The organism is Mesorhizobium sp. CNPSo 4661, from assembly GCF_057784215.1.
The window spans coordinates 461306-483208 of record NZ_JBWGIO010000002.1; the positions used below are offsets into that span (position 1 = coordinate 461306).

The 21903-nt window shown below is 64.5% G+C and carries 17 protein-coding genes; 8 read left to right on the forward strand and 9 right to left on the reverse strand.

The features are described 5' to 3' along the window. Positions 1-28: 28 nt before the first annotated feature. The 6 genes from AC0YKC_RS04160 to AC0YKC_RS04185 all read left to right on the forward strand — a co-directional run bounded on the left by AC0YKC_RS04160 (position 29) and on the right by AC0YKC_RS04185 (position 5844). Entirely contained in the window at positions 29-844 is an 816-nt protein-coding gene (locus AC0YKC_RS04160; RefSeq protein ID WP_488510235.1) for an ABC transporter ATP-binding protein, read from the forward strand. 57 nt (positions 845-901) lie between these two features. Next, positions 902-1699 (forward strand): transporter substrate-binding domain-containing protein, encoded by a 798-nt coding sequence (locus AC0YKC_RS04165; protein WP_320294218.1) that lies wholly within the window; start codon positions 902-904, stop codon positions 1697-1699. Between the two features lie 198 nt (positions 1700-1897). Beyond that, on the forward strand, positions 1898-2563 hold the full coding sequence (locus AC0YKC_RS04170; RefSeq protein ID WP_320294466.1) for an ABC transporter permease: 666 nt from the start codon (positions 1898-1900) through the stop codon (positions 2561-2563). Continuing rightward, entirely contained in the window at positions 2563-3372 is an 810-nt protein-coding gene (locus AC0YKC_RS04175; RefSeq protein WP_320294217.1) for an ABC transporter permease, read from the forward strand. Before AC0YKC_RS04170 ends, AC0YKC_RS04175 begins: the two co-directional genes overlap by 1 nt. Positions 3373-3476: 104 nt before the next feature. Continuing rightward, on the forward strand, positions 3477-4478 hold the full coding sequence (locus tag AC0YKC_RS04180; protein WP_320294216.1) for an Ldh family oxidoreductase: 1002 nt from the start codon (positions 3477-3479) through the stop codon (positions 4476-4478). Between the two features lie 382 nt (positions 4479-4860). After that, the gene (locus tag AC0YKC_RS04185; protein ID WP_488510236.1) at positions 4861-5844 is read left to right on the forward strand and encodes a complex I NDUFA9 subunit family protein; all 984 of its coding nucleotides are present in this window, start codon (positions 4861-4863) and stop codon (positions 5842-5844) included. Positions 5845-5938: 94 nt separating this feature from the next. Here AC0YKC_RS04185 and AC0YKC_RS04190 read toward each other — a convergent pair whose 3' ends face one another. Next, positions 5939-7309: a cytochrome P450 gene (locus AC0YKC_RS04190; protein WP_488510237.1), complete on the reverse strand. Its 1371-nt coding sequence runs from the start codon at positions 7307-7309 to the stop codon at positions 5939-5941. A 182-nt stretch (positions 7310-7491) separates the two neighbouring features. On the opposite strand from AC0YKC_RS04190, the gene AC0YKC_RS04195 reads away from it, so the two are divergent. Together AC0YKC_RS04195 and gyrB are read left to right on the forward strand one after the other, a co-directional pair. Then, a complete protein-coding gene (locus AC0YKC_RS04195) occupies positions 7492-8064 on the forward strand; it encodes an NADPH-dependent FMN reductase (protein ID WP_488510238.1) in 573 nt (190 codons plus the stop codon). A 240-nt stretch (positions 8065-8304) separates the two neighbouring features. Next, the gene (gene gyrB, locus AC0YKC_RS04200; protein WP_488510239.1) at positions 8305-10776 is read left to right on the forward strand and encodes a DNA topoisomerase (ATP-hydrolyzing) subunit B; all 2472 of its coding nucleotides are present in this window, start codon (positions 8305-8307) and stop codon (positions 10774-10776) included. A 76-nt stretch (positions 10777-10852) separates the two neighbouring features. On the opposite strand, the gene AC0YKC_RS04205 is transcribed toward gyrB, so the two are convergent. The 8 genes from AC0YKC_RS04205 to AC0YKC_RS04240 form a co-directional block, all read right to left on the reverse strand. Further along, the gene (locus AC0YKC_RS04205) at positions 10853-12250 is read right to left on the reverse strand and encodes an NAD(P)(+) transhydrogenase (Re/Si-specific) subunit beta (protein ID WP_488510240.1); all 1398 of its coding nucleotides are present in this window, start codon (positions 12248-12250) and stop codon (positions 10853-10855) included. 1 nt (position 12251) lies between these two features. Continuing rightward, complete coding sequence (locus tag AC0YKC_RS04210; protein WP_434724938.1) at positions 12252-12674, reverse strand: NAD(P) transhydrogenase subunit alpha part 2; 423 nt, start codon at positions 12672-12674, stop codon at positions 12252-12254. Next, a complete protein-coding gene (locus AC0YKC_RS04215; protein WP_488510241.1) occupies positions 12671-13924 on the reverse strand; it encodes a Re/Si-specific NAD(P)(+) transhydrogenase subunit alpha in 1254 nt (417 codons plus the stop codon). Before AC0YKC_RS04215 ends, AC0YKC_RS04210 begins: the two co-directional genes overlap by 4 nt. An 84-nt stretch (positions 13925-14008) precedes the next feature. Then, positions 14009-14233 (reverse strand): aa3-type cytochrome c oxidase subunit IV, encoded by a 225-nt coding sequence (locus AC0YKC_RS04220; protein ID WP_320294208.1) that lies wholly within the window; start codon positions 14231-14233, stop codon positions 14009-14011. 150 nt (positions 14234-14383) lie between these two features. Continuing rightward, positions 14384-14533, reverse strand: coding sequence for a DUF3096 domain-containing protein (locus AC0YKC_RS04225; RefSeq protein WP_127866594.1), 150 nt, complete (start codon positions 14531-14533; stop codon positions 14384-14386). Between the two features lie 90 nt (positions 14534-14623). Continuing rightward, entirely contained in the window at positions 14624-15442 is an 819-nt protein-coding gene (locus AC0YKC_RS04230) for an N-acyl amino acid synthase FeeM domain-containing protein (protein WP_320294207.1), read from the reverse strand. A gap of 344 nt (positions 15443-15786) precedes the next feature. Further along, positions 15787-18102: a putative bifunctional diguanylate cyclase/phosphodiesterase gene (locus tag AC0YKC_RS04235; RefSeq protein ID WP_488510242.1), complete on the reverse strand. Its 2316-nt coding sequence runs from the start codon at positions 18100-18102 to the stop codon at positions 15787-15789. 151 nt (positions 18103-18253) lie between these two features. Beyond that, entirely contained in the window at positions 18254-21727 is a 3474-nt protein-coding gene (locus AC0YKC_RS04240; RefSeq protein ID WP_488510243.1) for an indolepyruvate ferredoxin oxidoreductase family protein, read from the reverse strand. Between the last annotated feature and the right edge of the window lie 176 nt (positions 21728-21903).

Genomic DNA, 21903 nt, shown 5'->3' on the forward strand with positions numbered 1-21903 from the left:
CTGCCGTCGGCCAGATAGAGGTCACCCGGTGAGCGCGGCGGACGCTGCCGCAGTCCGATCCGGCGAGGCGCAGAACGGCGCCGCAGAAGCCATCCACGTTGAAAACCTGCACAAGAAATTCGGCCAGCTGCATGTGCTGAAGGGCGTTTCGCTGTCGGCGCGCGACGGTGAGGTGGTCGCCATCATCGGTGGCTCCGGTTCCGGCAAATCGACGCTGCTGCGCTGCATCAACTGCCTGGAGAACCCGACCAGCGGCATCATCCGGGTCAATGGCGAGCAGATCAAGCTCAAGGCCGACAGCCACGGCCACACCGTTCCTGCCGACCGCAGGCAGATCGAGCGTATCCGCTCGCGGCTCGGCATGGTGTTCCAGAATTTCAACCTGTGGAGCCACATGACGCTGATCGAGAACGTCATCGAGGTTCCCGTGCATGTGCTCGGCGTCAAGCGCGACGAGGCGATCGCCCAGGCCGAGAAGCTGCTTGCCCGCGTCGGGCTGGCGGAGAAGCGCGACGTCTACCCGGCCTTCCTGTCCGGCGGCCAGCAGCAGCGCGCCGCGATCGCCCGGGCGCTGGCGATCAATCCGCGCGTCATGCTGTTCGACGAGCCGACTTCCGCGCTCGATCCGGAACTGGTCGGCGAGGTGCTGAAAGTGATCGGCGACCTGGCGCGCGAGGGGCGCACCATGGTGCTGGTGACGCATGAAATGAAGTTCGCCCGCGAGGTCGCGACGCATGTCGTCTATCTCTATAACGGGCTGGTCGAGGAGGAAGGTCCGCCGGAACAATTGTTCGGCGCGCCCAAATCCGAAAGGCTCAAGCAATTCCTCCGCAATGTCGGTTAGGTGCCGGCATCAAGCGGAGGGAAAAACCGGGAACAACAACAAACTGGGAGTCATGACATGAAGACTGTTCTCAAGACCTTTGCCGCCGCGCTGCTTCTCGGCGTCGCGGCGATGGGTGGCGCGGCCAAGGCCGAGCAGGTCAAGATCGGCGTCGCCGCCGAGCCCTACCCGCCCTTCACGTCGCCCGACGCCAGCGGCAAATGGGTCGGCTGGGAGATCGACTTCGTCGACGCCGTCTGCGCCGAAGAGAAGCTCGACTGCGTCATCACCCCTGTCGCCTGGGACGGCATCATCCCGGCGCTGACCACCAAGAAGATCGACGCCATCGTCTCTTCCATGTCGATCACCGCCGAGCGCGAGAAGACGATCGACTTCTCGGACAAGTACTACAACACCCCGACCGCGATCATCGGACCGAAGGACCAGAAGTTCGGCGCCACGCCGGACGATCTCAAGGGCAAGGTGATCGGCGTCCAGGTCTCGACCGTGCATGCCGTCTACGCCAAGAAGCATTTCACCGGCGCGCAGGAGATCAAGGAATACCAGACGCAGGACGAAGCCAACAACGATCTGGCCGCCGGCCGTCTCGATGCCGTCCAGGCCGATTCCATCGCGCTCGGCGAATTCCTCAAGACCGACCAGGGCAAGGCCTGCTGCGACCTGAAGGGCATGGTGGCCCCTGACGACGAAGTGCTTGGACCGGGCGTCGGCGCCGGCATCCGCAAGGAAGACACCGCGCTCAAGGAAAAGTTCAACGCCGGCATCAAGGCGATCCGCGCCAACGGCAAATATGACGAGATCTCGAAGAAGTATTTCGACTTCGACATCTATGGCGGCGCCACGCAGTCGAACTGACGAACCTTCCGCCTGAGTTGAGGGCATGGTGTCCGCGCCATGCCCTCGCTACCGTGCCACGCACGCTTGCCGCCGGCCATTGAAGCCGGCTGACCCAGCAATTCGGGGGCGAAACTGATCGACGCGCTTCTTCCGGCCACGGCTGCCGGCATCATCGAACTCCTGTCGCCCTTCTCACCCGGCTGGGGCGGCACTTTGCTGGTCGGATTGCTGCATTCGCTCGAGATCGCCATCGGCGCCACCTGCCTCGGCTTGCTGATCGGCACCGCCGGCGCCTTCGGCAAGCTCTATGGCGGCCCGGTGACGCGCGACCTGCTCGCGGTCTACACCACAGTTGTCCGCGCGGTGCCGGAACTGGTGCTGATCCTGCTGCTCTATTATGCCGGCACCGACCTCATCAACCAGGTTCTGACGGCGATCGGCTACCAGCGCGTCGACATCAGCGGGCTCGCGGCCGGCATCTTCGTGCTGGGCTTCGTCCAGGGCGCCTATTCGACCGAAGTCATCCGCGGCGCCATCCTCGCCATCCCGCAGGGCCAGATCGAGGCCGCCCGCGCCTACGGCATGTCGCCGGGCCTGATGCTGCGGCGCATCACGCTGCCGGCGATGCTGCCCTTCGCCATTCCCGGCCTTGCCAATCTGTGGCTGATCGCCACCAAGGACACCGCGCTGCTTGCGGTCGTCGGCTTCTTCGAACTGACGCTGGCGACGCGCCAGGCGGCGGGCGTCACCAAGGCCTATCTTTTGTTCTACCTCGCGGCCGGCGCGCTCTATCTCGCGCTGTCGCTGTTCTCCAACGTGATTATCGGCCGCGTCGAGGCCTGGTCGCGACGCGGCATGCCGTCAGTCAAGGAGGCGCGCTGATGTCGGCGGAAGCGAGCACGATCGACCTGGCGGCGCGCGCCTCGATCTGGCTCAAGCCGCATCGCATCGTGCTGATCCTGATAGCGCTGGCGCTGGTCCTCTGCGCCGCCTTCTTCATGCGCTGGGACTGGCTGCCGCAATATTGGGAAATGGGCCTGCTGGGCATCTGGCGGGCGCTCTGGATCCTCGCCGTCACCTGCGCGCTGGGCTTTGCGCTTGCGGTGCCGCTGGGGCTCGCCCAGGCAGGGGGGCCGTTCTGGTTCGCCGTGCCAGCGAAAATCTTCTGCACCATCATCCGGGGAACACCGCTGCTCCTGCAGCTCTGGCTGCTCTATTACGGCCTCGGCTCGATCTTCCCGCAATATCCGTGGATTCGCGAATCCTGGCTGTGGCCGTATCTCAGGCAGGCCTGGCCCTACGCCGTGGTGGCGCTGACCTTTTCCTTCGCCGGCTACGAGGGCGAAGTGATGCGTGGCGCCTTTGCCGGCGTGCCGCGCGGACAGTTGGAGGCCGCCCGCGCCTTCGGCATGAGCCGCTGGAAAATCTTCCGCCGCATCTGGCTGCCGCAGGCCTTCTACCGGGCGCTGCCGACCTTGACCGGCGAAACCGTGCTGCAGTTGAAGTCGACGCCACTGGTGGCGACGATCAGCGTCATCGATATTTTCGCCGTCTCCTCCAAGGTGCGCCAGGACACCTACCTGACCTACGAGCCTTTGCTGCTGCTGGCGCTGATCTATATGACCATCACCGGCATCCTGGTCTTCGTCTTCAGCCGGATAGAGGCTCGGATTCCGGTCAAGATCGGGTAGTAAGTAGTGAATGGTGAATGGTGAATGGCCGTGGGGCTTCACTTCCCATCACACCGACTACTCACTACTGACTATTCACCATTCACCATTCACCAAGGCTCACCATGCAACTCACTCTCGACCAGGCAACAGGCCTATGCCGGATGGCAGCGCTCGGTGCCGGCGCCAATGAGGAAGCGGCGCAGTCGCTCACCGCCTCGATCATCGCCGCGGAGGCCGAAGGCCTGTCGACGGTGGGGCTGTCGCATTTCATCGACTACCTGGAAGCGCTCGAAGCCGGCCGCATCGACGGCGATGCCGATCCAGCGATCACCCGGCCGGCGCTCGCCGTCTATCTTTCGGACGCGCGCGGCGGGCTTGCCCATACCGGCTTCGACCGCACGATCGACGACCTGGTCAAGGCGGCCAAGCTGTTCGGCGTCGCCATCTTCTCGCAGAAGAACGCCTATACATGCGGCGCGCTCGGTTATTTCACCGGACGGCTGGCCGAACAGGGGCTGGTGTCCTTCGCCGCTACCAACGGGCCGGCGGTGCTTGCCGGCTCAGGCTCGGTGAAGCCCGTCTATTGCACCAATCCGATGTCCTTTGCCTCGCCCGCCGCCGACGGGCCGCCGCTGGTCATCGACCAGTCTTCGAGCGCCACGGCCTTCGTCAACATCCGCAAGGCGGCCGAGGATGGCAAGAAGATCCCCGAAGGCTGGGCGCTGGATGCCAGCGGCAATCCCACCACCGATCCGGCGGCGGCGATGAAGGGCGCGATGCTTGCCTTCGGCGGCCAGCGCGGCGCCAACATCGCATTGATGGTCGAGGTGCTGGCCGCCGGCATTTCGGGCGCCAATTGGTCGCTCGACGCGCCCTGGTTCACCGGCGGGCCCGACAGTCCCGGTACCGGCCTTTTCGTTCTGGCCATCGAGCCAAAGCTGCTCGACCCGGATTTCGAGCAGCGCATGAAGGACCAGCTCGACCGGCTGCGGCGGCGCTTTGGCGTGCATATTCCCGGACGCTCCCGCGCCGAGGCCGCCGAGAAGGCAAAGGCGCGCGGCATCACCACGTCCAGGGCGGTGGTGCAGCGCATTTCGGAATTCGCCGAGCGCTATTCGGCCTGATTTTTCCCGCGCGATTTGAACCTTTTCCCGGCCTGACACGACCCATCTGCGGCACCCCACGCCGCGAGCCGACTTGGTTGGCTTCCTCCGGCTCGCGGTTGGCGGCGCCGCGCCGGGCGTTCAGGGCGGGGGCGGACGTGCTTGCTTCACGCCACCTTGATACCGTCTCAGGTCAGGCCGCCTCGTTGGACCCTGTTTCGGCGTGGACACTGCCCGGAAAACCCCGCTTCGGCGGGGTTTTCTGCTTCTCCAAGGCGGAGAGAGCAGCATTCCAGGCAAGTTCAAAAACTCCTCGACGGCGACCTCCGGTCGCTCTTTGCCTTTGGCGAGAAACGGATTAAGACACGGCTTCAGCCAAGCATTTACGCGCGCGGAGCCAGTCATGACCGAAATTTTGCAGACCCCCAAGCTCGTCGTCGTCTTCGGCGGCTCGGGTTTCGTCGGTCGCCATGTCGTGCGGGCACTGGCCAAGCGCGGCTATCGCATCCGGGTCGCCTGCCGGCGGCCCGACCTTGCCGGCCATGTGCAGCCGCTCGGCAATGTCGGCCAGATCCAGCCGGTGCAGGCCAATGTGCGCGTGCGCTGGTCGGTTGACCGCGCCGTGCAGGGCGCCGACCATGTCGTCAACCTCGTCGCCATCCTGCATGAGACCGGCCGCCAGAAATTCGGCGCCGTGCACGATTTCGGCGCGCGCGCCGTCGCCGAGGCCGCCCGCTCGGTCGGCGCCGGCCTCACCCACATCTCGGCGCTCGGCGCCGATCTCAATTCGCCATCCGGCTACGCCCGCACCAAGGCGCTCGGCGAGAAAGCCGTGTTCGACACGATCGGCGATGCCGTCATCTTGCGGCCGTCGATCAATTTCGGCCCGGAAGACAGCTTCTTCAACCGCTTCGCCAACATGGCGCGCTACTCGCCGGTGCTGCCGCTGATCGGCGGCGGGCAGAACAAGTTCCAGCCGGTCTATGTCGGCGACGTCGCCGAAGCGGTGGCGCGCTCGGTCGACGGCAAGATCAAGGGCGGTCAGATCTACGAGCTCGGCGGTCCTCAGGTGCTGACCTTCAAGGAATGCATGGAAGAGATGCTGATGGTGATCGAGCGCCGTCGCCTCCTGGTGCCGGTGCCGTTCTGGTTGGCGAATATCCAGGCCTCGATCCTCCAGCTGCTGCCCAACCCACTGTTGACCAAGGACCAGGTCATGCAGCTGCGCGAGCACAACATCGTCTCGGACGAAGCCGCCAAGGCTGAAAGGACGCTCGCCGGCCTCGGCATCCAGCCGCAGGCGATCGCCACCATCCTGCCCAGCTATCTCTGGCGCTTCCGCACCGCCGGCCAGTTCCAGCAGCGCCGGCCGATCGCCGACCGGTAATCGGAATATTCGTGTTTGTTTTGCGCAATTCCGGACGGAAGGCTACGGCGAAGTCGCCGAGCCCGACCGTTTCACACTTTTCCTGGGAATTGCTTTAGCCTCGCCGCGAGACCTGCATCGGCAGACCGCCCTGCGGCTGCGTGGTGAGCTTCTGCACCGGCCATGGCCGGGTCTCGGGCGTCACGTCGAAGCGGAAGCGCGACAAAAGGATCGCCAAGGCGATGATCGCCTCCTGCATGGCGAAACTGGCGCCGATGCAGACGCGCGGGCCGGCGCCGAAGGGCAAGTACTGGAAGCGGTCGATCTTGTCGCGGTTCTCCGGATGGAAACGCTCGGGCATGAAGGCATCCGGCCTGTCCCAGAGCTTTCTGTGGCGGTGCACGACCCAGGGCATCACCAGCACGGCGGCGTATTTTGGGATGTAGAGGCCGTTCCACGTCTCCGACTCGATCGGCTCGCGGTTGATCGAGGGCGCCGGCGGATAGAGCCTGAGCGCCTCCTCGAAAGCGGCGCGGGTGAGCGGCATGGCATCCAGCCACTTGGTCGGATCGGGCTCGCGCGCCAGCACGGCATCGATCTCCTGCTCGACCTTGTCGCGTTCCCAGGGCGCCTCGGCCAGGCAATAGATCGTCCAGCCCAGCGCCCGCGCCGTCGTCTCGTGGCCGGCGCCGATGAAGGTGATGATGTTGTCCTCGACTTCGGCGCGCGTCAGCCCGTCCGGCCCCTCGGCGCGCAGCAGAAGCGTCAGGAAATCCTGCGGCACGCCGTCGGGATCGCGCTTCATCCGCTCCTCGCGCATCCTCACCGTGCCGGCGACGATGTTGCGGAAATAGGCCATGGTCTTGCGGCCGCGGATGCGGGTGAGGCGCGGCAGCCATTCGGGCGCGCGCAGCAGGTCGAGCGGATCGACGCGGCCCATGGTCTCGAACAGACGGTCGATCTCCTTGGCGAAGCTGCCCGGCTCGCCGGCGATCTCGCCGGAAAACAGCGTCTCGGCCAGGATGTCGTAGGTGAGCAGCGTCATGTCATGGGCGACATCGGTCTTGCCGCCAGCCTCGTAGCGGGTGACGAATTCCAGCGTGCGCTTCAGCATCGGCGCGGCGAAACCGAAGATGTGGCGCGGCGTGAACACCGGAGCCATCGCCTTGCGCGAGCGCTTCCAGACCTCGCCCTCGGCGGTCAGCAGCCCGTCGCGCAGGATCGGGCGCAGGATCAGCTGGCGCACCGTCGCCATCTTGTAGTTTTTTGCGTTGTCGATCAGCACGTGGCGGATGAGGCCGGGATCGTTGGCGACGATCAGATGTCCACCGACGCCGTTCGCCGAGACCCACGGCTCGTTGTAGGTATGCTCGCCCCACAATTCGAGCGGGTTGCGGTAGACGATGCGCATCATCTCCAGCGTCGAGGGCGGCTGGGTGCGCGGCTTCGGCGCCGGCGGCACGAAGGGGGCGGGCTTGGTGTCCATGAGGCATGCTCCGCTGACAGCGGCAAATGTAGTGCCCCATGAAGCCGGCGTCCATGTGACTGAGCGGCATATCCGGCTGCCGCACACTCGCCGGAATGTGACCGGCACCGACAAATGCCTGCTTGTTGGCGGTGGAGGCTTGCTTTAGTCACCAACGGATACCGTCAAGCAAGGAGCCGCAAGTGAAGCAACGCCTGGACATCATCATCGGCAGCACGCGGCCGGGACGCGCCGGTCCGATCTTCGGCGAATGGCTCGACGGCTTCGCGCGCCAGCATGGCAAGTTCGAGCCGGTGCTGACCGACATCGCGGCGTTCAACCTGCCGATGCTCGACGAGCCGCACCATCCGCGCCTGCGTAAATACGAGAACGACCATACCAAGGCCTGGTCGAAGGCGATCGATACCGCCGACGCCTTCGTATTCGTCGCGCCGGAGTACAACTACTTCGTGGCGCCCGCGATCGTGAACGCCATCGACTACCTGATCCATGAATGGCGCTACAAGCCGGCGGCGATCTTCAGCTATGGCGGCGTGTCCGGCGGCCTGCGCGCGGCGCAGGCCCTGAAGCCGCTGCTCACCTCCGTCGGCGTCATGCCGATCCCGGAAGGCGTCGCGCTGCCGGCCTATGCGACGCTGCTCGACCAGGACCGCGCCTTTCATCCGAGCGAGCAGGTGCAGGGAGGCACCAGGACGATGCTCGACGAACTGTCGCGCTGGAGCGAGGCGCTGAAGGCGCTGCGCGCCGCCGCATAGGCGCGAAACTCCCAGCAAAGGCAAGTTGCGAGGCCGCGTTTCGGCGCGGCTTCCCCGGCCGGACGCGCCAATATACGCGCAGCATCTCGCGCCGACGCGAAGACGCCGTTCGCCAAGCCGGCAAAATGGCCGCAAACCTTGGAAAAGCAGCCGTTTGCGCCTATATCTAGGACATCAAAACGGCGCGATTCGGGGCCATTTTTCCGCGCCGGACCATCGACATCAATCAGACAGGTTTTCATGAGCGACCAGACCGAAAGCGCCAATGGCGCGGAAGCCGAGTACGGCGCCGATTCCATCAAGGTTTTGAAGGGGTTGGATGCCGTGCGCAAGCGGCCGGGCATGTATATCGGCGATACCGATGACGGCTCGGGCCTGCATCACATGGTCTATGAGGTGGTGGACAACGCCATCGACGAGGCGCTGGCCGGCCACGCCGACCTCGTCTCGGTGACGCTCAACCCCGACGGTTCCGTCACCGTGATCGACAATGGTCGCGGGATTCCGACCGATATCCACCCCACAGAGGGCGTTTCGGCGGCCGAAGTGATCATGACGCAGCTGCATGCCGGCGGCAAATTCGACCAGAACTCCTACAAGGTTTCCGGCGGCCTGCACGGCGTCGGCGTCTCCGTGGTCAACGCGCTTTCGGCATGGCTGAAGATCAAGATCCGCCGCAACGGCGAGATCTTCGAGATGAGCTTCACGCACGGCAACGCCGACGCGCCGCTGAAGGTGACCGGAAGCTACGAGCAGGACAAGCGCCCAGGCACCTATGAGGGCCGCAGCGGGAGCGAAATCACGTTCTTCCCGTCGGCCGAGACCTTCACCATGGTCGAGTTCGACTACAGCACGCTGGAGCACAGGCTGCGCGAGCTCGCCTTCCTCAATTCCGGCGTGCGTATCGTGCTGACCGACGCCCGCCATGCCGACATCGTGCGCCACGAGCTGCATTACGACGGCGGCCTGGAGGAGTTCGTCAAATATCTCGACCGGGTGAAGAAGCCGCTGATCGAGACGCCGATCGCCATCCGCGCCGAGCGCGACGGCATCACCGTCGAAGTCGCGATGTGGTGGAACGACAGCTACCACGAGAATGTGCTGGCCTTCACCAACAACATCCCGCAGCGCGACGGCGGCACGCATCTGGCTGGCTTCCGCGCGGCGCTGACCAGGCAGATCACCGGCTACGGCGAATCGTCCGGCCAGACCAAGAAGGAAAAGGTCTCGCTGACCGGCGACGATTGCCGCGAAGGCCTGACCGCGGTGCTCTCGGTCAAGGTGCCGGACCCGAAATTCTCCTCGCAGACCAAGGACAAGCTGGTCTCGTCCGAGGTTCGCCCTGTCGTGGAGAGCCTGGTCAACGAGGCGCTCGGCACCTGGCTGGAAGAGCATCCGAGCGAAGGCAGGGTGGTGGTCGAGAAGGTGATCCAGGCGGCCGCCGCGCGCGAAGCGGCGCGCAAGGCGCGCGACATCACCCGCAAGAGCACGCTCGGCGTCACCTCGCTGCCCGGCAAGCTCGCCGACTGCCAGGAACGCGATCCGGCGAAGTCGGAAATCTTCATCGTCGAGGGTGACTCGGCCGGCGGCTCGGCCAAGGGCGGGCGCTCGCGCCAGAACCAGGCCATCCTGCCGCTGCGCGGCAAGATCCTGAACGTCGAGCGGGCGCGCTTCGACCGCATGCTCTCCTCCGACATGATCGGCACGCTTATCACCGCCCTCGGCACCTCGATCGGCAAGGACGAGTTCAACGCCGACAAGCTGCGCTACCACAAGATCATCCTGATGACGGACGCCGACGTCGACGGCGCCCATATTCGCACGCTGCTGCTCACCTTCTTCTTCCGGCAGATGCCGGAGCTGATCGAGCGCGGCCATCTCTACATCGCCCAGCCGCCGCTCTACAAAGTGACGCGGGGCAAGAGCTCGCAATATCTCAAGGACGAAAGCGCCTATGAGGAGTATCTGATCGAGTCCGGGCTGGACGAAGCGTCGCTGACGCTGGCTTCGGGCGAGGTCCGCACCGGACAGGACCTGCACAGCGCCATCGATGATGCGCTGGCGGTGCGCCAGCTGATCAACGGTCTGCACACCCGCTACAACCGCAGCGTCGTCGAGCAGGCGGCGATCGCCGGCGCGCTCAACGCCGATGTGCTTGCCGATCTCGGCCGCGCCAACGCCATGGCCGAGCGCGTGGCCCAGCGCCTCGACATGATCGCCGAGGAGACCGAGCGCGGCTGGACCGGGCGGCTGTCGACCTCCAATGACGGCTCCGGCGGCTATGTGTTCGAGCGCACTGTGCGCGGCGTCAAGGACGTCGCCCAGCTCGATGCCGGGCTGATCAATTCCGCCGACGCGCGCCAGCTCGACCGCTATGCGGCGCGCCTTGCGGAAATCTATGGCGCGCAGCCGACACTGCGCCGCAAGGAGACCTCTGAGACGATTTCGGGGCCGCTGGCGCTGCTCAATGCGGTGTTCGCCACCGGCCGCAAGGGCCTGACCATGCAGCGCTACAAGGGTCTTGGCGAGATGAATGCCGAGCAGCTCTGGGAAACCACGCTCGACCCGAATGTGCGCTCGTTGCTGCAGGTCAAGGTCAACGACGCGACCGACGCGGACTCACTGTTCTCGCGGCTGATGGGCGACGAGGTGGAGCCGCGGCGCGAGTTCATCCAGGACAACGCGCTGTCGGTCGCCAATCTGGATATTTGAGCAGGCAGGTCGACAATTTCCGCAACAAAAAGGCCGGCATTTTGCCGGCCTTTTTGTTGCGGAAATTGCGGCTGGATCAATGATCCATCGCCTTGACGATTTCTTCGGTCATCTTCTTGGCGTCGCCGAGCAGCATCATGGTGCCGTCCTTGTAGAACAGCGTGTTGTCGATGCCGGCGTAGCCGGAGCCGAGCGAGCGCTTGACGAACAGGCAGGTGCGGGCCTTGTCGACGTCGAGGATCGGCATGCCGTAGATCGGCGAGGATTTGTCGTCGCGCGCGGACGGGTTGGTGACGTCGTTGGCGCCGATGACATAGGCGACGTCGGCCTGCGCGAATTCGGAGTTGATGTCCTCCAGCTCGAACACCTCGTCATAGGGCACGTTGGCTTCGGCAAGCAGCACGTTCATGTGGCCGGGCATGCGGCCGGCGACCGGATGGATAGCGTATTTGACCTCGACGCCGGCGGCCTTGAGCTTGTCGGCCATCTCGCGCAGCGCATGCTGCGCCTGGGCGACCGCCATGCCGTAGCCGGGCACGATGATGACCTTCTGCGCGTTCATCATCAGATAAGCGGCATCGTCGGCCGAGCCCTGCTTGACGGTGCGCTCGATGCCGTCATCGGCAACCGCGGCCGTCTCGCCGCCGAAGCCGCCGAGGATGACCGAGATGAAGGAGCGGTTCATGCCCTTGCACATGATGTAGGACAGGATCGCACCGCTGGAGCCGACCAGCGCGCCGGTGATGATCAGCGCCAGGTTGCCGAGCGTGAAGCCGAGAGCCGCAGCCGCCCAGCCGGAATAGGAGTTCAGCATCGACACCACGACCGGCATGTCGGCGCCGCCGATCGGGATGATCAAGAGCACGCCGAGCACCAGCGAGGCGGCGACGATCAGCCAGAAGACGAGCTTGGATTCGGTTGTGACCAAAAGCACGATCAGCACCACCAGGGCGATGCCGAGGGCGATGTTGATGAGATGGCGGCCGCCGATCATGATCGGCTTGCCCGACATGCGGCCGTCGAGCTTGAGGAAGGCGATGACCGAGCCGGTGAAGGTGATGGCGCCGATGGCGACGCCCAAGCTCATTTCGACAAGCGCTTGGGCGTGGATGTCGCCCGCCGTGCCGATGCCGAAGCTTTCCGGCGCGTAGATGGCGGCGGCCGCCACCATGACGGCGGCAAAGCCCACCAATGAGTGGAAAGCGGCGACCAGTTGCGGCATCGAGGTCATGGCGATGCGGCGCGCGGTGACCGCGCCGATGCCGCCGCCGATGGCGAGACCGAGCACGATCAGGCCGAAGCGGCCGGCCGAAGGGGTCGCCAGCGCCAGCGTGGTGGCGATGGCAATGCCCATGCCGATCATGCCGTAGAGATTGCCCTGGCGGCTGGTGGTCGGATGCGACAGGCCGCGCAGCGCCAGGATGAACAGGATACCGGAGACGAGATAGAGGAAGGAAGCGAGATTGACGGTCACGTCACTTGTCCTTCTTCTTGTACATGGCGAGCATGCGCTGGGTGACCAGGAAGCCGCCGAAGATGTTGACCGAGACCAGCACCAGCGCGACGAAGCCGAAGCCCGCGGCGAGGCCGGAAGCGGCAATGCCGACGGCGAGCAGCGCGCCGACGACGATCACGGAAGAGATTGCGTTGGTGACGGCCATCAGCGGCGTGTGCAGCGCCGGCGTCACCGACCACACGACATAATAGCCGACGAAGATCGCCAGCACGAAGATGGCGAAACGGAAAACGAAGGGATCGATGGCGCCGCCCGAGAGCGCATGCGCCGCGTTGCCTGCCGCCTCGCCGGCGGGTGCGTTGGCGAGATCCTGCACCGCAAGGCGAACGGCGGCGGTCGCCTGATCGAGCTGATCGAGGGCTTTCTGCAAGGCATCCATCATGCGGTCCCCCTAGGCTTGGCTGCGGCCTTCTTCTTTGCCGCCGGCTTCGCGTCGGTGGCATCGGCAACCATGGTCGTCGCCGGAATGGCCGCCGGTTCGGTGCGCGGCTCTTGCGCCGCCTTGGCGAAGTTCGGATGCACGACCTTGCCGGCGTCTGTCAGCATCGTCGCCTTGACCAATTCGTCGTCGCGCTTGATCGAAAGCTGCTTGGTCGTCTTGTCGACCATGGTCTCGAGGAAGGCGTAGAGGTTCTTGGCATAGAGCAGCGAGGCCGAGGCCGCGACACGGCCCGGCACGTTGAGATGGCCGACGATCTTGACGCCGTTCCCGGTCGTCACGACCTTGCCGGGCACCGCGCCCTCGACATTGCCGCCGCGCTCTACCGCAAGATCGACGATCACCGAGCCGGGCTTCATCGAGGCGACCATGGCCGCCGAGACCAGCTTCGGCGCCGGGCGGCCGGGGATCAGTGCCGTGGTGATGACGATGTCCTGCTTGGCGATGTGCTCGGCTGTCAGCGCCGCCTGCTTGGCCTGGTATTCCTTCGACATCTCCTTGGCGTAACCGCCGGCGGTCTCGGCCGCCTTGAACTCCTCGTCCTCGACCGCCAGGAACTTCGCGCCGAGTGACTGCACCTGCTCCTTCACTGCCGGACGCACGTCGGTGGCGGTGACGACGGCGCCGAGACGGCGCGCGGTGGCGATGGCCTGCAGGCCGGCGACGCCGACGCCCATGATGAAGGTCTTGGCCGCCGGCACAGTGCCCGCCGCGGTCATCATCATCGGCAGCGCGCGGTCATATTCGGCGGCCGCGTCGATCACCGCCTGGTAGCCGGCAAGGTTGGCCTGCGAGGACAAGACGTCCATCGACTGCGCGCGGGTGATGCGCGGCATGAACTCCATGGAAAACGCCGTGATGCCAGCCTTGGCCATCGCCGCGACGGCGGCGTCGTTGCCATATGGATCCATGATGGCGATGACAGTGGCGCCGGATTTGTAGCCCTTCAGCTCCGCATCGATCGGCCGGCGCACTTTCAGCACGACATCGGCCTTCTTGGCGTCAGCCGCTGTGCCGATCGCGCCGCCGGCGGCGGCAAAATCCTGGTCGGGGATGCGGGAGCCGAGGCCGGCGCCCTTCTCGACGATCACGTCGAAGCCGAGACCCGCCAGGCGCTTGACCGTCTCCGGCGAGGCTGCGACGCGCGGCTCGTTCGGGTCGACCTCACGAGGGATGAATATGATTTGTCCCACCGGACGATCCTTTCGGCTGGAACCTTGATTGCGCAAGGCGTCGGCCGGACGTCCGGCGACGTCGAGGGCAATGGGCTGGGAAGTCTACCGCAGAATGAGAGTGCCGACGGCCATGATCAGGATGAACAGGATGGTCGCCGAGAAGAAGCCGCCGACGAAGAAGCCGAAGGCCATTGCGATAAGGATGGCGGCGCAGAACAGCGAGCCGTATTTGGCAAGACCGAGGAAGCCCTTGTAGGTACGGTCATGCTCGGCATAGTCCATCTGCGCGCCAAGCTCGACAGGACCGGTCGGCGAGTGATCAGCCATGGAAGTACCCCTTCGAAAATGCCTTTGAGGCACATATCGAAAAGCCGAACCAAGAGCAATGGCGCTATTGCCGCACAGCCGGCGACAACAGCCTCAAATGAAAGTTGAAACTGGATGGCGTGCTTTCGTCCGCGCGGCCGACGTGGGATTTCAGCTGGCGAGATGGGGAAAAAGGCCGAGCAGGCCGACGACGATCAGGTAGAGCGCCACGATGTAATTGAGGAGCCGCGGCATCACCAGGATCAGCACGCCGGCGATCAGCGAGATCAGCGGCGTCAGTGCGAGCGAATGGATGGTCATGCAGAAACCTTTCCTTTGACAGGCGATCGCCCGTCAGACGGGCTGCGGACCGGATAACGGCTCAGCCGGCGAAAGGTTCATGGCCTGCGTTCAGGCAGCGGTGCGATAGTATTTCGCCGTCGGCAGAATGGTGAGGGGCGTCAGCCGGTTGATAGCCGGATTACCGAACATCAGCCGCTGCTCCATCGGCGTCGAATTGTAGAACGGGAACCGCTCGAGCGTGCGGCGCATATTCTCGCCGGCAGGGATTTCGAACAGCGCGATCGGAGCAAGAACGCCCGGGAACTGCTTGGCTTCGCTCCTCTGCACGGCATTGAAGAACCGGGCATAGAAATGAGAATGCTCGACCTTGACCGGGGTCAACACCGAGTCCTGGCCAAAATAATTGGAGGCCACCATGGCGATCCGGAGCGTCAGGAAAGGCAGAACGCCGGGCGCCGGCGCGGCATCGGGATCGGTTGCGAAGCGGGTGCCGTCGATGAAGGTTTCCCCCCGGGCGAGCCGCGGAAGCAACACTTCCGGATAGGCGTCAATTGAAGGTGAGTATGGCTGTTCACTGGAAATATAGTGAAAGCGCAATGTGCTGACCAATTCGCCATAACAATAGACGCCGAAGCGGTAGGAATTGGGCAGATTATCCCAACGATCCTCGAACATCCCACTGGCGATCGGACCGCACATGCCTGATTTGAGGTAGGACTGATAGCGAAGCCGGTAGATCGCTTCCAGATCTTCGCCCCCGGTAATGAGGCGATATTCGACATGCTCCAGGAGTTGCATCATCGTTCGGTTGAGCAGGGAATCAGCCTTTGAGCTGACGCCAGCCGACGCACCCTTAGCCGCAGCTTCCATTATTGTCCGTCCTCGAATTCCGCCTGTGAACAGGCTATTCGAGTTGAAATGAGACACAAGCTGAAAATTCGAGATTGCTGATTTACCATCTGTTAACCTTAATGACCGCGCTCTTTTGGTCGATCTTTGCACAAGAAAAGAGCAAGGTTCGGCTCTGGCGGTTCACACGGCCTAGAGTCAGGTTGCCAAGATCACTTCGAACTCAGAGCTTGAAAACGCCGAGGCGAGGCGAGTTTAGACTACGCTGGAGCGGTCAGCGTTCTTGAGAACGCGTAACCGCAACGCCGGAGAGCCCTTTGCGCTTTTCTTGGAAACTCTTCTTTTGATCGACGCAATTAGGGACGGGAGGCTACGGCAAAGCGCCGAGCCTAACCACTTCACACTTTTCCTGGAATTGCTTCTTAGCTGGCTGTCCTTTTGCCGGCGATGTGCAGGTCCGCGGCAAATGGCCATGTGACGCTCGACATCGTCTCGATGCCCGACGCGCTGAGTGCGGCGCCGAAGAGAAAGCCCTGCACGAAGTCCGGCTTGACCAGATGGACCAGCGTCTTCAACTGCTCGAAGGTCTCGACCCCTTCGATGGTGACGGAAAGCCTCAACGTCCGCGACAGGCTGACGATGCCTTTCAGAAGATCGAGCGACTGCCGGTTCTGGTTGATATCAGCCAGGAAGGAACGGTCGATCTTGATCTTGTCGAGCGGCAGCTTGTGGAGATAGCTCAGGCTGGAGTAGCCGGTGCCGAAATCGTCAAGCGCGATATGCACGCCGAGCGCCTTCAGTTCCTCGATCGACTCGCGCGTCAGCGACTTGTCGTCGAGCAAGGCGGTCTCGGTGACCTCGATTTCGAGCCGGTGCGCCGCGAGGCCCGATTTGACCAGGGCGTCCGCAACCTTCTGGACGATGTCGCGACTGCGGAAATCCTTGGCTGAGAGGTTGACCGACACGCTGGTCTGGGCCGGCCATTTGGCGCACTCGGCGCAGGCGGCCTCCAGCACGAACGTGCTGATGTCGGAAACGATGCCCATCTCCTCGGCTAAAGGGATGAAGACGCTGGGCGAGATCGGGCCGAGATCGGGATGATCCCAGCGGCAGAGCGCCTCGCAGCTGGCGATGCGCATGGTGCTGACGGCCACGATCGGCTGGTAGACGACGCGCAAATCCCCGGCCTGCACGGCATTGCGCAGGTCGGCCTTCATCAGCTGGCGATTGCGGAAGGCGGCATCCATGGCCGCCTCGAACAGCCGCCAGCTGTTCTTGCCGAGCTCCTTGGCCTTGTAGAGGGCTAGGTCCGCCTTGACGATCATGGCGTCCGCGTCGGTGTCCTTGACCTTGGAAAGCACCGCGCCGCCGCTGGCCTGGATGCGCAGCCCGTGGCCGGCGACGTCCACTTCGCCCTGCAGGTCCGCGAAGATGCGGTCAAGCAGGGTGCTGAGATGGCTCTCGTCCTCGACACGGTCGAAGAAGATCATGAACTCGTCGCCGCCGAAGCGGCTGACGGTGATGCCCGGCCCGGCGACCGCCGCGAGGCGCTCGGCGACGGCATAGATCAACCCGTCGCCAACCGGATGGCCGAGCGTGTCGTTGACGCTCTTGAAGTCGTCGAGATCGAGCACCGCGAGACCGCAGAGCCGGTCCTGGTCGCCGGAGGCCATGGCCTCGCCGACCAGTTCGTGGAAATAGGCGCGGTTCGGCAGGCCGGTCAGATTGTCGTAGCGCGCCATGAAGCGGATTTTTTCCTCCGCCTCGACGCGGGCCGTCACGTCCTCGAAGGTGATGACGCCCAGTTCCTGGCTGCCTTCGCGGGCGGAGAATTCGTAGTGCTGGCCGTTGGCCAAGGAGACCAGCACCTTGCGGTCGCGGCCTTCGCGCAAGGCGCGCGTCAGCTGCGCCTCGATGTAGCGGCAGTCTTTCGGCGCCAGCATCCCCCCGGCGACGCCGCGCATCAAAAGACCGTGGATCGAGCGTCCAAGCAAGGCATCGCCCGATTTCAGCGACATCAGGCGGGCGGCTTCGGCATTGGCCACCGCGACGCGCCCGTCGGGCCCCAGCATGACCAGGCCATGCGACATGGTGTTGAGCGCGCGATCGAACCGGCGCGTCAGGTTCCTGGCCTGCTTGTGGCCGATGACGGCGGAGAACAGCACGTTGCGGACATGATCGGCGCTGTTGATGGTGATGAAGGTCAGCGGGATGATCATCAGGCCCAGCAGCACCGACGGGAAATCCATGCGCAGCAGAAGTCCGAGCGCCGCGGGACCGATGAAGGTCACGGAGAATATCCGCACCATCTGCGGAGAGCCGTAGTTGCGGCCGACAACCGTGACCAGGGTCGCGATCGTCAGCGACGTGGCGGCCAGCTCGGCGAAGGGGTCGGGATAGACATAGATCGATATGAAGCAGAGCGAACCCAGGCCCAGGCCCTGCAGGCTGCCCTTTAGGATGTAGTTGCGCTCCCACCACTGGGCCTCTTCGACATCGGCTATGGTGCCACCCGCCTTCAGGAAGGCGCGAATGCCGAAATAACGGAAAAGGCTGATGGAGAGCAGACCGAAAGAAAAGGCCAGGAACAGCGGATTGTGCGTCCGCCAATAGATCATGAATCCGAGGATCCAGTAGCAAACGCCACCGATCACCAGCATGTGCGCGTTGTCGAACAACGACCGCACAAACTGGATATAAACATCCGCCGGGATGTTCTCGGTCTTTGTTCTACCCATGCCGTTGGCCCAACACTACGCCTTGTCATGCCACACCCGCCTTAAGAAAGGCTTAGAACGGCGCTCGGCCACGGTTGCGCAGGGGTTGCGCTACGAGAGGCAGAACCGGGAAATTCGGGAGTTTTGGCGTGGCGTCAACCGGCGTTCGCGGTCATTCCGCTGCCCGAAGCGCAGACTCCGCGGGGGCTTGGTTCAAACGCTCGATCAGCCGCGCCCGCTCGCCCGCCGCCTTTTCGGCGCTCGCCTGCCGGACATGGCCGTAGCCTCGGATGAGCGCCGGCACGGAGGCAAGAGCCGTCGCGGCTTCCACCCTGCCCGGCGCCAGCGCGCCGGCGATCAGGTCGAGATCTGCCTCATACTGCCTCAACGACTGCCGCTCGGTGCGCCGCTCGGCGGTGTAGCCGAAAAGGTCGAAGGCGGTTCCGCGCAGGCCCTTCATCGCCGCCAGCAGCCGGAAACCCTTCATCATCCATGGGCCGAAGTTCGATTTCCGCGGCTTGCCGTCATTGCCGTGCCGGCCGAGGATCGGCGGCGCGAGATGGAACTCGAGCTTCTCGTAGCTCTGGAACTGCTTGGCGAGATCGGCGGCGAAAGTGCCGTCGGTGTAGAGCCGCGCCACCTCATACTCGTCCTTGATCGCCATCAGCTTGAAGAGGTTCCTGGCGACCGCTTCGGTCACCGCGGTCGAGCCGGGCACGGCCTTGGCTTCGGCGGCGCGCAACGCCGTCACGCGGTCGGCGTAGCGCCTGGCATAGGCGGCATTCTGATAGGCGGTGAGGAAAGCGACGCGGCGGGCAATGACGTCGTCCAGCGTCTCGGCCGGTTTTGACGCCGGCTTGCCGGTCTGGGCGACCAGGCCACGCACGAAATCGGGCTGATGCGCGGCGCGGCGGCCCCAGCGGAAAGCAGCGACGTTCATCGCCACCGCTTCGCCGTTCAATTCTATCGCCTTTTCAACCGCTTCGGCCGCAAGCGGCAGGCCGCCATGCTGAAAAGCGAAGCCGAGCATGAACATGTTGGCGCCGAGCGAATTGCCGAACAGCGCGGTCGCGGTGCGGGTGGCGTCGAAGAAATGGGCCTTGTCGTCGCCGGCGGCCGCGCGGATCGCCTTCTTCAGCCGCTCGACCGGCAGCGAGAAATCGGCGGAACGGGTGAATTCGCCGGGCATGATCTCGGCGGTGTTGGCGAGGAAGATCGTGTGGCCCTCGCGCACCGCGCCCAGCACCTTCTTGGCACCGGAGACGACGAGGTCGCAGCCGAGCACAAGGTCGGCCTTGCCGGCCGAAACGCGAATGGCGTGGATGTCCTCGGGCGTCGGGGCGACGCGGACATGGGTGAAGACCGAGCCGCCCTTCTGGGCGAGGCCGGCCATGTCGATCATACCGCAGCCCTTGCCCTCCAGATGCGCGGCCATTCCGAGCACCGCGCCGACGGTGACGACGCCGGTGCCGCCGACCCCGTCGATGATCGCCGCCCAGCCCTGGTTGCCCGTGCGGAACTCGGCCGGCGCGGGAACGCCGTCGAGAGGATCGGCCCTGCCGGCAATGCCTTCTGCCTTCCTGATCTTGCCGCCATGCACGGTGACGAAGGACGGGCAGAAACCGTTGATGCAGGAAAAATCCTTGTTGCAGCTCGACTGGTCGATCCGGCGCTTGCGGCCGAATTCGGTCTCGACCGGTTGGATGGAGACGCAGTTCGACTGCACGCCGCAATCGCCGCAGCCTTCGCAGACTAGCTCGTTGATGAAGACGCGCTTGTCGGGATCGGGGAAGGTGCCGCGCTTGCGGCGCCGGCGCTTTTCGGCGGCGCAGGTCTGATCATAGATCAGCACCGAAACGCCCTTCACGTCGCGCAACTCGCGCTGGACAAGGTCGAGGTCGTCACGGTGATGGATGCTGATGCCGGCCGGGAAATCGGCCTTGCCGGCATATTTGTCCGGCTCGTCGGTGACGACGGCGATGCGGTCGACGCCCTCCGCGCGCACCTGCCTGGCGATCATGTCGACGGTCAGGCCGCCTTCATGCGGCTGGCCGCCGGTCATCGCCACCGCGTCGTTGTAGAGGATCTTGTAGGTGATGTTGGCGCCGGAGGACAGCGCGAAGCGGATCGCCAGCACGCCGGAATGGTTGTAGGTACCGTCGCCGAGATTCTGGAAGATGTGGTCGCGCTTCGAGAATGGCGCCTGGCCGACCCATTGCGCGCCCTCGCCGCCCATGGCGGTGAAGCCGACGGTGTTCCTGTCCATCCACAGCGCCATGAAATGGCAGCCGATGCCGGCGGCGGCCAACGAGCCGTCCGGCACCTTGGTCGAGGAATTGTGCGGGCAGCCCGAACAGAAGAAAGGCGTGCGCGAGCCGATATCGGCGGTGTCGGCGAGCATCGCCTGGAACTGGCGCAGCTTCGCCACCCGCGCGGCGATTTCTTCCGACGGGCCGATGGTGCGCAGGATCCGCTCGCCGAGCGCGATGGCGATCTCGTTCGGATCGAGCGCGCCCTTGGCGGGGAACAGCCAGTCGCCGCGCTCGTCCTTCTTGCCGATGATTACCGGCTGCGTGGCGGTGCCGTAGAGGTTCTCGCGCAGTTGCACCTCGATCAGCGATCGCTTTTCCTCGACGACGACGATGGTGTCGAGGCCGCGCGCGAACTCGGCGATGTGCTGGAAGTCGAGCGGCCATGGGCAACCGACCTTGAACAGGCGGATGCCGATACGGTTGGCGGCCGCTTCATCGATGCCGATATCCTCGAGCGCCTGGCGGACGTCGAGATAGCTCTTGCCGATGGTGATGACGCCGAGCTTGGGATTGCGGCCGCCGGAATAGATGGCGCGGTTGAGACCATTGGCCTGGATGAAGGCGGAAGCGGCGGCGCGCTTGTATTCATGCAGCCGCTCTTCCTGGCCGAGCATGTCGATCTCGTGGCGGATGTTCAGGCCGCCCGGCGGCATTTCGAACTCGGGAATGACGATGTCCAGACGCTCGATCGAGGCGTCGACAGACGCCGTCGATTCGATGTTGTCTTTGACGCATTTGATCGCCGCCCAGGTGCCGGCGAAGCGCGACATGGCAAAGCCGTAGAGGCCGTAGTCGATGATCTCCTGGACGCCGGCCGGGTTGAGGATCGGCACCATCGTGTCGACGAAGAGGAACTCGGTGGCATGCGCGTTGGTGGAGGACTCGGCCATATGGTCGTCGCCCATCAGGGCGAGCACGCCGCCATGCTTCGACGAGCCGGCAAGATTGGCGTGGCGGAAGACGTCGCCGGAACGGTCGACGCCGGGTCCCTTGCCGTACCAGACCGAAAAGACGCCGTCATGCGTGCCCTCGCCCAGCAATTCGGTCTGCTGCGAACCCCAGCAGGCGGTGGCGGCCAGTTCCTCGTTGAGGCCGGGCTGGAAGACGATGTCGGCCCCTGCGAGTTGCTTTTTCGCCCGCCATAGCTGCATGTCGAGGCCACCGAGCGGCGAGCCGCGATAGCCGGAGACGAAGCCCGCCGTGTTGAGGCCGGCGCGGCGGTCGCGCTCGCGCTGCATCAGAAGCATGCGCACCACCGCCTGCGCGCCGGACAGGAAGACGCGCTCCTTGCCAAGGTCGAACTTGTCGTCGAGCGCGACGTCGTGCAGCGTCATCAGGTATTTCCTCTGCGGAGGCTGCCCCAAATCAGGCAGCCAACGTCGGGGCGGGACGCCGCAGTCTTTCTTCCCTTGCGGGAGAGGTCAAACAAAATCGCTGAGGCCAAATAACACGCAACAAACGGTCTGGCGAGTGGCCCGCGGCGCATACAAGATCATGCTAACCGCCTTGT